The organism is Xanthomonas sp. NCPPB 2866, from assembly GCF_041475745.2.
Taxonomy (GTDB): Bacteria; Pseudomonadota; Gammaproteobacteria; order Xanthomonadales; family Xanthomonadaceae; genus Xanthomonas; species Xanthomonas arboricola.
Genome location: NZ_CM192975.1, coordinates 2,334,858 through 2,347,680, shown reverse-complemented (window position 1 = coordinate 2,347,680; position 12,823 = coordinate 2,334,858). Strand labels below are relative to the sequence as shown.

The window sequence follows — 12,823 nt, the reverse complement described above, 5'->3', positions numbered from 1 at the left end:
GCGTGGCAACGCAGCGCGCACGCTGCGTTGCCACACGGCCATCAACTCAGATCGTGCAAATCCTTGCCCAGCGGCGGACCTAGCGTCCAGTCGGAAAAACGCACCTTCAGCCCGGCACGCTCCGGCGTGCAGCACATCGGGCCGACCTGGTACGTATCGGCAACAGGAAACGGGCAAAGCCGCACCAGCGGCCAGGTCCGGCCATCGGCAGACACCTGCAGGCGCAGAACGCCGTCGGCAACGGTGGCGCGTATCCAGAAGTCCTTGGGGTCGGCCTCGTAAGGGCCGGTCGCCCAGTCCGAGACCGGGTTGGTCAACACGCTACTGAGCATCGCGCGGCCATCGCTCAGTTCAATACCCGCCTTGACCCAATGCTGCTCGTCCACACGCACCATGATGCCGGCCTGATCGTAGAGCGACTCGTACTGCGCGCGCACCCGCAACTGCGCAGTGAAGCGCGCTGCGGCGGTGATACCGAAAAAATGCCCGCTATCGCGCGTGAACCCGTAATGCGTCTTGCGCCAGAAGTCGGTGGCCTTGTCGGTAACCACGTCCAAGGTGCCGCCGCTGGTTGCGACGGTCCGTGGCCGATTGAGCCAGCTGCCGTCCTGCCACTGCGTGTCCTGCGCCATCGTGTTCTCCGTCTTGGGTTGCCTGGCAAGCACGCCGCCGCTGATGGCCATTCCCATCGCGCCGCCCAGCAGGCGTCTGCGTGCACCGTCTATCGCATCGTGAGTCATTCGGGGTCGTCCATGCGCTTGAAGAACTGCATAGTCTAGGCGTGCAGTGGCTCAGGGCATGCATGCGTGGGCCGTGCTGCAGATGGCTGGCACCGCCGCGACGCCAGCGTCGATCTGGCGCCAGCCCATGCTGTCAGCGCTGGGCGAGCGCGTAGTCCAGCGCCGCGCAGATCGCAGCCACCTGCGCGGCGTTGCACTGCGCGGGCGTTGCGCGCGGGCTGTCCGGATATACCTCGGTGGTGGTGCGATAGCGCGCGTCGGTGACGCCCGCGCACAGGCCAAGACGCCGCACCGGGTAGTTGATGACGCCAGGAGCGACCACCGCTGCGCCGATGATCTGGCCGTTCGCATCGGCAGGTGCGATATGGGTGACCTCGGCGACGGCGGCAACGATGGCCTGCTGAAACTGCGGTTGCGGATCTTCGCTATCGCCCACCAGGTAAAACCCATCCGGAATGCTGCCGGGCACGAAGTCGACGCCATCACGCGCCGCCAGGGCCGGACGAAATTCGCTTTCGTCGCTGTCGGTGGTTTCGTGCAGATCGATATGCACCAGCATCTGGCCGGCCACTGGGGCGACCAGCTGCATCAATGCCGCCGACTCGGCGGCCGGGCTGTCCTGGCGAAACGCGCGATTGGGGTCGATGGCATCGGCATTCCAGCGCTGGATCCGCTCGTAGCCCCATGGATTGACGCAAGGCACCACCAGCAGATTGAGCTTGCCTGCATAGGCCACCGCGCGTTGCTGCAGAAACTGCAGCGCGCCCTGCACGCCGCTGGTTTCATAACCATGCACGCCACCGGTCACCAGCGCGCAGGGCAAAGCGGCGTCCCACGCCACGCTGCGCAGCGCGATCAACGGGTATTGCTCGGATGCCGCCGGGATCGTTCCGTAATGCACGCGCTCATAACTGGCATCCAGTGCATCGATCACTTGCACCACATCGTCAGCATGACTGCGCTGACGCAGCTGGCGTGCGCGCCATGCAGCGCGCTCTGCCTCGCCCCAGGGCTGCCGTGGTGTGCCGATCGGATACGCCATGCGCTGTGTCATTACCGGTGCCGTCCAATGAAAGACGGCCAGCGTAAGCGCTCCGAGCATGGCGGTCCATTCGACGACGAACCCGATGATGGCAACCGCCCGTAAGGTCGAGTCCGGTTAGGGCCGACTTTGCGAGTGTGCGCGTCGACAAGTCCCGCGACAACGGGCGCGTCACCTTCGGCAGGCGCAATGTCGTGACGAAGCGGTCGTTGGCTTGACGCTGCGTGTGCGCTGACACGGCTGCAATGCTTGTCGGTCGCAAGGGCCAACGCAGACGCGCTGCCATGCAGTGGCATCCCGGGCCTTCCATCAACCCTCAGGGAGCCAGCCCGGGCCGCCGATCAGGAAAATTCTGCAATGGATGCAAATCCTGCAGTCGCCTGGGTGAGCGCGCCGGGGAATGGGCAGATATTTCCCTGCAATCGATCGCGTGCGCGCGAGGACGAGTGAAAAAACTTCCCAGGGCCTGACGATGCATTGCACATCAACCTCTGCGTCACAGCTTGGCCGGGCAAGGCAAGACGCAAATGCTTCAAAGAACACACACAACTGCAATCGATTGTTCAGGCCGATCTGCTGACGCGGCGGAGGTGTCCGCAAAAACGCCGCAGGCCCTGCACGTGACGTGCAGGGCCTGCGGTCCGCTGCAGCGAGAACGGCGCGCCGGATGCGCGCCGCACGCTCGCCTAGACGGCCTCTTCCTGAGGTTTGGCTTGCTTGGAACGCCCACCCTTGCTGCCGATCCGCGACATATGATCGCGATCGCGGCTCACGGCCTGGCCGCCTTTGCGGCCAGCTTCGCGTGCCTCGTCGCTGGTGAATTCGTGTGCGTTCCCACTGGCATGTGCTGCCTTGCCGCCGCTGCTCGCCAACACGCGGCGCTTTTCAGGATCCAATGCGGCAAAACCGCGCCGGCTACGAGTACTGCTTTGTCCGTCTTCCACTGTGCCTCCTCTCGATGCGTCGATCACGCCACTGGTAGGAGGGGTAACGCAACTATCGTGCCAAGCCGTGCAGCCATGCGAGACGGCGCCAAGCGCCACAATGCAGGAAAAAACAGCTGCGCTCGCTGTGCAAATCTTGCACTCCTGCCACGCGCCGCAGGAGGGTCCGCTTTTTATCCATCGGTAGCGCTACCAATGCGGCCATAACGCCGAACTCACTGTGCAGCCATCGCCGCTCCACCGGGCATGCAGCATGGGTCTGATCAATCACTGTCCTGCCCTGTCCACTGCTGTCCAATGCGCCAGCAAACCGGAACCGGGAGCGGCAAGCGATGCGGCTACATGCTGCGCGCTGCTCACCGCAGGCCGGCCTTGCTCGGTGTGACCTCTCGCCTGCAGCGCGTGCGCATCACGTAGCGACACCTGCGCGGGCGTGCTTCGCACACCGCGTTGCCCGTTGAGACGCGCCGACGATGCTGCGCGGATCGCCGCACGCGGCGCTCAGCAGATCGCGCTCACCCCGCTGCCTGCTCCAGCGCCATGCCGAAGCGGTCGTCGCACTGCGCTGTCGCCTCGGACAAGGCAGCGCCCACCAGCAGCAAGGTGGGCAAGCCCGGCAGCATGCCGGCGGCGGTAAGTCCCAGCTCGCCCAGGGTGGTCAGCCGGCGTTGCTGCTCGGGCCGGGTGGCGGCCTGCACGATGGCCGCCGGCGTGCTGGCCGGCAGATGCGCCAGCAACGCGGCGGCCAAGGCATCGGCACGCCGCAGGCCCATGTAGATGCCCAGCGTGGTGCCGCTGGCGGCCAGTGCGCCCCAATTCGGCTCGCCGTGATCGTGCGTATGCGCGGTGACGAAGGTGATGCCGTGGCAATGGCTGCGATGGGTCAGCGACACTTCCAGTGCGGATGCGGCGGCGAATGCGGCACTGACGCCGTTGATGATCTGTACGCCCACACCGGCGCGGCGCAGGAAGCTGATCTCCTCGCCCGCGCGCCCGAACAGCAGCGCATCGCCGCCTTTGACGCGCACCACGCGCAAGCCCTGCACGGCGTAGCGCCGCATCAGCCGGCAGATGAAATCCTGCGGCGTCGAGCGGCAGCCACCGCGCTTGCCGACCCGGATCACCCGCGCCTGCGGTGCGAGTTCGACGATCTGCGGGTTGGCCAGATCGTCCAGCAGAAGCACCTGCGCGGCAGCCAGCGCCTTGACCGCCTTGATGGTGAGCAGATCCAGATCGCCGGGGCCGGCGGACAACAACACCACATCACGCGCGCAGGACGGAATGACTGACATGAGCAGGTCTCGCAATATGTGGAGGTCGGGACAGGCACTCAGGCGTGTCGGGGTTGCCGGCACAGCCGGGTGAGTTGCGGAACACAGGAGCCGCAGACCGTGCCGCAGCCCAGGCGTTGCTTGAGCTGGTGCAGGTCGGCGCCGTCGTCGATGGCGGCATGGATCGCAGCAGTCGACACCTGCATGCAGCTGCAGACGATCGGGTCGCTGGGCGCGCCCAGCGTCTGCGCAAACACCGCCAGCCGCGGGCCGCGCCAGGGCCGGCCTGCCAATGCGCTGCGCAGCAACGCCTGATTGGCCTCGCTGGGCTGCGCCGCGCTGAGCAGCAGGCCGTCGATATGGCTGTGGCCGTCCTGCATGCGCCAACCCACACGACGCAGCAGCCCGCGGCGCAGGTCGCGGTACTCCAGCACGTCTGCGCCGGCCGGCAACTGCAATGCGGCGATCAGGCGATCGAGCCATTGCGCATCCGGCGCGCGTCCGCAGGCCGCGTGCAGGACCGCCCAGTGCCCGCCGGCCTCGGCCAGCGGCTCGGCATGCAGCCGCAGCGATGCATAGCCGCAGTCGCGCAACAGCGGCTGCAGTGCCTGTTGCAAGGCCAACGCATCGCCGCGCCGGGCAGCGAGCAGATGCCAGCCGAACACCGCCTTCTCCACCCGCACCGCCGCATGCTTGAGCTCGGGCTGCTGCGAGCGCGCATCCACCGCGGGGCTGCTCACTTCGTTGATGCCGCCGCTGGACAGGTGCTGCCCGCTCCAATGCATTGCGGCGAACACGCTGCCCGAGCGCAGTTCGTCGGACAGTTCCAGCGGCAGCACCAGCGCAGCGCGCTTGCTGGCGATCTGCACCAGCTCGCCGGCGACCAGGCCGCGTCGTGCTGCGTCGTCCGGATGCATGCGCAACGCGGGTTCGGGGCTATGCGCAAACGCTGCCGGCACGCGTCCGCTGCGCGACATGCCATGCCATTGATCGCGAAGGCGGCCGGTCAGCAAGCGCATCGGAAAGCGGGCCGAAGTCGGCTCGGCCACCTTGCGATACGGCGTGGCGTGGAAGCGCGCGCGCCCGTTGCCGGTGGCGAACACGCCATCGGTATAGCGCCGCGCCTGCCCGTGTGCGGCACCGGCAGGGAACGGCCACTGCTGCGGCGCGTCATCCAGCAGCGGGTAATCCAGCCCGCCGATGTCCAGATCGCGCCCCACCGTCAACGCGCGATGCTCGTCGAAGATCTGCACGGTGCTGTCGAACCCGAACAGCCCCGCCCCGCTGGCAGGTGCCAGACGCGCTTCGAGCCGGCGTGCCACTTCGCGGGCGATCCACCAGTCCGCGCGCGCCTGGCCCGGCGCGTCCACCGCCTTGCGCACGCGGGTGATACGGCGCTCGGAGTTGGTCACGGTGCCGTCCTTCTCGCCCCAACTGGCGGCCGGCAACAGCACGTCGGCATACGGCACGGTGTCGGTGCCGGAAAACGCATCCTGCACGATCACCAGTTCGGCCTGTTCCAGTGCGGCGCGAATGCCCTCCACCTCCGGCATCGAATGCACGGGGTTGGTGCAGACGATCCACACCGCCTTCAACGTGCCCGCACGCAGACGCTCGAACAACTGCACGGCCGGTGTGCCGGCCGTGGCACTCAGACGGCCGGCGGGCAAATGCCACAGACGTTCCAGTTCCGCACGATCGTCGGCATTGCCGATCTCGCGATGCGCCGCCAGCATCGTCGCCATGCCGCCGACCTCGCGCCCGCCCATCGCATTGGGCTGGCCGGTCAGCGAAAACGGCCCTGCGCCCGGCTTGCCGATCTGCCCCGTCGCCAGATGCAGATTGATCAGTGCCAGATTCTTGTCGGTGCCCTGCGCGGACTGGTTCAGGCCCATGCAGTACAGCGACAACGCCGCCGGGCTGCGTCCAAACCACTCGGCCGCCTGCACCAGGTCCTCGTGCGAGATACCGCAGATCTCGGCGCTCATGCGCGGGGTGTACTCGCGCAGCATGTGCTTGAGGGCGTCGAAATCCTCGGTGTGCGCCGCAACGAAACGCGCATCCACCAGACCCTCCCAGATCAGGTGGTGCAGCATGCCGTTGAACAGGGCGACGTCTGTCCCGGGTTCGATCGCCAGGTGCAGGTCGGCCATGGCCGCGGTGTCGGTGCGACGCGGATCGATCACGACCCAGCGAATGGCGGGATTTTTCGCCCGCGCCTCTTCCAGCCGGCGAAACAGCACCGGATGCGCATACGCCATGTTGCTGCCGACAAACAGTACCGTCTGTGCCAGCTCCAGATCCTCGTAACAGGTGGGCGGGCCATCGGCACCCAGCGCCAGCTTGTAGGCGGTGACCGCGCTGGACATGCACAGGCGCGAGTTGGTGTCGATGTTGTTGGTGCCCAGCAGGCCCTTGGCGAGCTTGTTGAAGACGTAATAGTCCTCGGTCAGCAGCTGTCCCGAGAGATAGAACGCCACCGCGTCCGCGCCGTGCTCCTCGACGATCGCCGCCAGCTTGCCGGTGACGTGGTCGAGCGCCTGATCCCAGCTCACCGCCGCCCGCGGTGCCTGCCGATGACGACGCAGCTCCGGCGCGAGCACGCGCCCCTGCGTACCGGCGGCGGTCTGCGGCAAGGCCAGGCCCTTGCTGCACAACCGGCCATAATTGGCCGGATGCAGCGGGTCGCCTTCGATGCCGACGATGCGTTCGCCATGCGTGTCGTGCTCGCTGTGGATCAGCACCCCGCAGCCCACCCCGCAGTAGCAGCAGGTCGACCGGGTGATGCGATGCATCGGCGCAGACGTATGCGGCTGTACCGCCGCAGCGATCAAAGGTAGCTGCTGGCCGTCGCTCATGCGGCCGGCTCGGCGACTGCTTCCGGCAGCGATACCGGCTGCAACACGATCCATACCGCATCGGCTTCCACCTTGACCGGGTAACGCGGCGCGCAGCCCACATCCGGTGCGCAGGCCTGGCCGCTCTGCAAGGCGATCGCCCAGCCATGCAACGGGCAGGTCACCGTGTCGCCGGCCACGATACCCTGCGACAACGGCCCGCCCTTGTGCGGGCAACGGTCGCGCAACGCAAATACCTGATCGCTGGCGGTGCGGAACAAGGCGATCGGTGCAATGCCCTCGATCTCGAGTACGCGCGCACCCAATGCAGGCAGCTCCTGCAGCGCGCACACGCGAATCCACGCGGTCTGCTGCATGCTCATTCCTCCACCGTTGCGGCCGGCGCGGCGATACGCAAGGGTTGGTACTCCTGCTTCCGTTCGCCGGCGATACGCGCCTTCCACGGGTCGACCAGGCCTTCCAGCGAGTACAGCAGGCGTTCGTACAAGGCACGCCGGTTGGCCGCGTCATCCACCACTTGTGCGCGGATGTAATCCAGCCCCACCCGTGCGATGTAGTGCACGGTGCGATCCAGGTAATACGCCTGCTCGCGATACAGCTGCAGAAACGCACCGGTGTATTCGCGCACGTCCTCGGCGGTGCTCACCTTGACCAGGAAGCGGGCGACCTCGGTCTTGATGCCGCCATTACCGCCAACATGCAGCTCCCACCCCGAATCCACCGCAATGATGCCCACGTCCTTGATGCCGGATTCGGCGCAATTGCGCGGGCAGCCGGACACCGCCAGCTTGACCTTGTGCGGGCTCCACATATTGGCCAGCATGGTTTCCAGGTCGATGCCCATCTGCGTGCTGTTCTGGGTGCCGAAGCGGCAGAACTCGCTGCCCACGCAGGTCTTCACCGTGCGGATCGACTTGCCGTACGCATGCCCGGACTGCATGCCCAGATCGCGCCAGACATCGACCAGATCTTCCTTCTTGACCCCGAGCAGGTCGATGCGCTGGCCGCCGGTCACCTTGACCATCGGCACCGCGTATTTGTCGGCGACATCGGCAATGCGGCGCAGCTCGCCGGCATTGGTCACCCCGCCCTTCATCTGCGGAATCACCGAGAAGGTACCGTCCTTCTGGATGTTGGCGTGCGCACGCTCGTTGATGAAACGCGATTGCGGATCGTCGATGGCCTCATGCGGCCAGCTCGACAACATGTAGTAGTTGATCGCCGGCCGGCAGGTGGCGCAGCCGTTGGGCGTGCGCCATTCCATGAAGGCATAGGCCTGCGCATGGGTCAGCAGCTTGTGTTCGGCAATGGCGCGCCGCACATCGCCATGGCTCAGATCGGTGCAGGCGCAGACCGCCTTGGTTTTCGGTGTTTCCTGGAAGTTGGAGCCCAGGCAGTTCATCAGGATCTGCTCGACCAGGCCGGTACACGACCCGCAGGAACTGGCGGCCTTGGTGTGCTTCTTCACCTCGTCGACGGTGAACAACCCCTGCTCGCTGATGGCCTTGACGATGGTGCCCTTGCACACGCCGTTGCAGCCGCAGACCTCGTCGCTGTCGGCCATCGCACTGGCACGGTCCTGTCCGCCGGTGCCGGCATCGCCCAGCGCGCTTTCGCCGAAGATCAGTTGATCGCGCTGCGCCCGGATCGGCGTGCCGTCCTTGAGCAGCTTGAAGTACCAGCCGCCATCGCTGGTGTCGCCGTACAGGCAGGCGCCGACCAGCACGTCGTCGCGGATCACCAGCTTCTTGTAGACCCCGCCGGCCGGGTCGGACAGCACGATCTCCTCGCAGCCATCGCCGCCCATGAAATCGCCGGCGGAAAACAGATCGATCCCGGTGACCTTGAGCTTGGTCGACGCCACCGAGCCGCGATAGATGCCGATGCCGAACTGCGCCAGGTGATTCGCGCACACCTTGGCCTGCTCGAACAGCGGCGCCACCAGTCCGTAGGCTATGCCACGATGGTTTGCGCACTCGCCCACTGCGTACACGCGTGGGTCGAAGCTCTGCAGGCTGTCGTTGACCACGATGCCGCGCGCGCAGTGGATGCCGGCTTCTTCGGCCAGCCGCGTATTCGGGCGGATGCCCGCTGCCATCACCACCAGATCGGCCGGGATCTCGCTGCCGTCGGCGAACTTCACGCCAATTACCTCGCCCTGCGCGTTGCCCAGCACTGCACTGGTCGCCGTGCTCAGCCTGAACTCCAGCCCGCGCGCGCGCAGGGCCTGCTGCAGCAGATTGCCGGCTACCGGATCGAGCTGGCGCTCCAGCAACCACCCGGCCAGATGCACCACGGTCACGTCCATCCCGCGCAGCTTCAGGCCATTGGCCGCTTCCAGCCCCAGCAGACCGCCACCGATCACCACCGCGTGCCGCTTGCTGCGCGCGGTCTCGATCATCGTGCGGGTGTCCTGGATATCGCGGTAGCCGATCACGCCCTTCAATTCGTTACCGGGAATCGGCAACACGAACGGCACCGAACCAGTGGCGATCAACAAGCGGTCGTATTCCGCCTCGGTGCCATCGGCGGCGATCACGCGGCGACGTACCCGATCGATGCGGGTGACTTCCTTGTTCAGATGCAAGCGGATGCCGTTGTCCTGATACCACTGCAACGGATTGAGCACGATGTCGTCGAACTCCTGCTCGCCGGCCAACACCGGCGACAGCAGGATGCGGTTGTAGTTGGGATGCGGCTCGGCCCCGAACACGGTGATCTGGTACATGCCCGGCATCAGCTTGAGCAGCTCCTCCACGGTGCGGATGCCGGCCATGCCATTGCCGATGACGACGAGTCTGGGTTGCTTCATTGCCTGGATTCCTGTCGACATGTCAGACCCGCGCCGCGCCGGCACTGGACCATTCGCTACGCCACTGTGTCTTGACCCCGGCCAGCAACGCCCAACCACCGAGTGCGAACGCAGCGAACAACCACATGCCCATCGCATAACTGCCGGTGTGCTGCTTGAGCACGCCCAGGCCCGCAGCCAGCGCAAACCCGCCGATGCCGCCGGCCATGCCGATCAAGCCGGTCATCACGCCGATGTCCTGCGCAAACCGCTGCGGCACCAGCTGAAACACCGCGCCATTGCCGGCACCCAGACACAGCAGGGTCAGTACGAACAAGGCCAGCGTCACCATTGCCCCGCCTGCGCCGAAGCCTGCGATGCCCACCAGCGCAGCCACCAGCAGATAGACGGTGAGCAAGGCGCGCGTGCCGCCAATGCGGTCCGCAATCACGCCGCCCAACGGACGCATCACCGAACCCGCCAATACGCAGGCAGCCGTCGCCCACCCTGCAGTGCGCGCATCGAAGCCGAACTGGTCGTGGAAGTAGCCCGGCAATGCACTGGCAAACCCGGAAAAACCGCCAAAGGTCACCGAATAGAAAAACATGAAGCGCCACGCGTCGCGGTTGGCCACCAACACGCGGCCATAGTCGGACCAGCGCTTGCGCGCGACCGGTACTGGCGCTTCTTTCGCAATCAGGACGAATACGACCAGCGTCAGCAGCAGCGGAATGCATGCCAGTCCGAACACGTTCTGGTAACCGAACGCCAACGCCAGCATCGGTGCGAACAACGCCGCCAGCACGGTGCCGGAGTTGCCCGCCCCGGCAATCCCCATCGCGGTGCCCTGATGCTCGGGCGGGTACCAGCGCGAGGCCAGCGGCAGCGCAACCGCGAACGAAGCGCCGGCAATGCCGAGCAACACGCCCAGCAACAACACCTGCCCCATGCTGTGCACGCCGAACTGCCAGGCACCAAACAACGAAGCGATCACCGCAACTTGTGCGACAACGCCCGCGCGCTTGGCACCGATACGGTCGGCCAGCATGCCCAGCACCAGCCGCAGCACCGCGCCGCACAAGATCGGCACCGCCACCATCAAGGCACGCTGCTGCGTATCGAGCCCCAGCGACTGCGCAATCGGTACCTGCAGCGGACCGAGCAGATACCACACCATGAAGCTCAGGTCGAAATACAGGAAGGATGCGAACAAGGTGGGCGTGTGCCCGGATCGCCAGAACGAGCGCTGCATAGAGACCTCTTCGAATGCGATGGCCAAAAAAAACGGCGCCCCTCCGGTAAAACCGGAAGGACGCCGTTGTCCTGGATGCGTGCGGATCGCCGTTGATCCGCTGCATCGTGTTCGTGTTGTGGCAGGTACGCCGTTGCACCTGCACGGAGTCACTACGCAATCAACGTGCCAACTTGCTCACCCGAGCATCACGACGATACAAGTCATTGAAAAATAGCGTTTTGGATGCAGCGCGTCCGATTTCACGACAGCCTACCGACACGCCATTGCAGCTCACCAGTCCCGTCTTTCGTGCAGCCTTGCACCAACAGCGTGCACCCTGTATCGCAGGCTCTGTCGCTTGGCATGACTAACAGCGCCCAACAGAGCTACTGCACGGCTGTGCTCGGAAGCCTCATCTAGGACGCGTGCATACCGATCAAATATCTAGGTCAAAAGCCGTGTCAGTCGAGCGCGCGGCCCTCGCCGCCCGCGGGACACGGCGTGAATCCGTCCGTGCAGGCTCGGTGGCAGCATCCATGCCGCCACACGGTCCCGCAATCGGCAAGGACACCGCACCAGGAAGTTTGCAGGCTGTTTTATTGAAAACTATGCACACCGAGCATCTCGACAAGTCCTTGCCCGCCCACCGTCGCGGGCCCTTACGCGGCATGGATGCCGCGTAAGGGCCTACAGGGACGTACTTGCGGCGTGTCCTGCGAGGGTGGGCGGGCAAGGACCCTGCAACCAAGCCGCAGACCACATGCCTCGCGCCGTTGCCGTCGCCTCGGCTTCTGTCCGCAAGATCCAATGCATCCAGTCTCATCCAGCGCACCCTGGCCTGACTTACCGCCGGATGCGCTCGGCATCCGGGCTCAGGGCGTATCGAACAACCGATTGCTGCGGTGGTCGTCCTCGGGGGAAACCACGCCCACGCGCGCGGCAGCGCGCCGATAGTTGTCCAGTCGATGGATGTCGCGCAGCCGCGCGATGTCGTCTTCCTGGATGTCGTGCCAGCCCCAGCGCTGGAACTGGGTCAGGAACCACTCCCCGTCCGACAGCCACGGCATGTTGACCGCGCCGTCGCGATGAAAGGCCAGCGCTGTCACATCCTTCGCATGTGCCTCGGCTTCGACATCGGCATCCAGACAGGCGGCCAGATGCGCGGCCGACACCCCGATATGCTTCGGCTCGGCCAGCCATTGCGCACATTGCGCCCGATTTGCCGGGTCCGCATCCAGCCAGCGACAGGCATCCAGTACGCAGGCGGTCAGGCGTTCGCTCAACTCGGGTTGCAGCGCGGCGAATTCGCGTCGGCAGGCCAGCACCTTCTCCGGATGGCCGGCCCATAGCTCGCCACTGCGGATCACCCGGCGACCGCTGCCCTGCGCCTGCGCAACCGCAGCCCACGGCTCGCCGGAGCAATAGCCGTCGACCAGGCCACTGGCCAGGGCGTCCGGCATCTGCGGTGGAGGGATGCTGAGCACCTCCACGTCTCGCATCGGGTCCACGCCACGTGCCGCCAGCCAATAATAGAGCCACAGCGCATGCGTGCCGGTCGGGAAGGTCTGCGCAAACACGGCGCGGCGGCCCAGGCTGGCCAGCGCCTGCGGCAAGCTCTGCCCCTCCTCCAGGGCCTGCGCAAGCGCAGGCGCCAGCGTGATCGCCTGGCCGTTGTGATTGAGCGTCATCAACAGCGCCATCGGGCATTGCGGCCCGGCAATGCCCAGGTCGATCGCATACACCAGGCTGGCCAGCGCATGTGCCGCATCGACCTCGCCGGCCAGCAGACGGTCGCGCACGCCGGCCCAGGAGGCCTGCCGCTGCAAGTCCAACTGCAGCCCATGGACGCGATCCAGGCCCAGCCGCTGCGCCGCGACCAGGGGCGCGCAATCGATCAGCGGCATGTAGGCCACGCGCAATACGGGGAGGTCGGCTTGGCTCAT

9 protein-coding genes are annotated in these 12,823 nt (G+C 66.0%); all 9 read right to left on the bottom strand.

Annotated elements, in window-relative coordinates; all coding sequences use genetic code 11:
* Nucleotides 1–41: 41 nt before the first annotated feature.
* Nucleotides 42–740 (bottom strand): DUF1349 domain-containing protein, encoded by a 699-nt coding sequence (locus ACCQ04_RS10115; protein ID WP_126966730.1) that lies wholly within the window; start codon nt 738–740, stop codon nt 42–44.
* A gap of 133 nt (nt 741–873) precedes the next feature.
* Complete coding sequence (locus ACCQ04_RS10110; RefSeq protein WP_226427834.1) at nt 874–1,794, bottom strand: M14 family metallopeptidase; 921 nt, start codon at nt 1,792–1,794, stop codon at nt 874–876.
* Nucleotides 1,795–2,468: 674 nt separating this feature from the next.
* Nucleotides 2,469–2,726, bottom strand: a complete 258-nt coding sequence (locus ACCQ04_RS10105) for a KGG domain-containing protein (protein WP_024940389.1) — start codon at nt 2,724–2,726, stop codon at nt 2,469–2,471.
* Nucleotides 2,727–3,241: 515 nt separating this feature from the next.
* Entirely contained in the window at nt 3,242–3,988 is a 747-nt protein-coding gene (gene cobA / locus ACCQ04_RS10100; RefSeq protein WP_226427870.1) for a uroporphyrinogen-III C-methyltransferase, read from the bottom strand.
* A gap of 68 nt (nt 3,989–4,056) precedes the next feature.
* Complete coding sequence (locus ACCQ04_RS10095; protein ID WP_226427833.1) at nt 4,057–6,792, bottom strand: nitrate reductase; 2,736 nt, start codon at nt 6,790–6,792, stop codon at nt 4,057–4,059.
* 59 nt (nt 6,793–6,851) lie between these two features.
* Nucleotides 6,852–7,217 carry a nitrite reductase small subunit NirD gene (gene nirD, locus ACCQ04_RS10090; RefSeq protein WP_226427832.1) on the bottom strand — a complete coding sequence of 122 codons (366 nt, stop codon included), beginning with the start codon at nt 7,215–7,217 and terminating at the stop codon, nt 6,852–6,854.
* Entirely contained in the window at nt 7,214–9,631 is a 2,418-nt protein-coding gene (nirB, locus tag ACCQ04_RS10085) for a nitrite reductase large subunit NirB (protein ID WP_372358780.1), read from the bottom strand. Before nirB ends, nirD begins: the two co-directional genes overlap by 4 nt.
* A gap of 58 nt (nt 9,632–9,689) precedes the next feature.
* Entirely contained in the window at nt 9,690–10,859 is a 1,170-nt protein-coding gene (locus ACCQ04_RS10080; RefSeq protein WP_024940394.1) for a nitrate/nitrite transporter, read from the bottom strand.
* An 893-nt stretch (nt 10,860–11,752) separates the two neighbouring features.
* Complete coding sequence (locus ACCQ04_RS10075) at nt 11,753–12,823, bottom strand: CmpA/NrtA family ABC transporter substrate-binding protein (protein WP_104574578.1); 1,071 nt, start codon at nt 12,821–12,823, stop codon at nt 11,753–11,755.

Coding starts and splice junctions, on each gene's coding strand:
- ACCQ04_RS10115 (WP_126966730.1), bottom strand. CDS start 740: ATGACTCACGATGCGATAGACGGTGCACGCAGACGCCTGCTGGGCGGC.
- ACCQ04_RS10110 (WP_226427834.1), bottom strand. CDS start 1,794: ATGACACAGCGCATGGCGTATCCGATCGGCACACCACGGCAGCCCTGG.
- ACCQ04_RS10095 (WP_226427833.1), bottom strand. CDS start 6,792: ATGCATCGCATCACCCGGTCGACCTGCTGCTACTGCGGGGTGGGCTGC.
- nirD (WP_226427832.1), bottom strand. CDS start 7,217: ATGAGCATGCAGCAGACCGCGTGGATTCGCGTGTGCGCGCTGCAGGAG.
- nirB (WP_372358780.1), bottom strand. CDS start 9,631: ATGGCCGGCATCCGCACCGTGGAGGAGCTGCTCAAGCTGATGCCGGGC.
- ACCQ04_RS10075 (WP_104574578.1), bottom strand. CDS start 12,823: ATGAGCCAAGCCGACCTCCCCGTATTGCGCGTGGCCTACATGCCGCTG.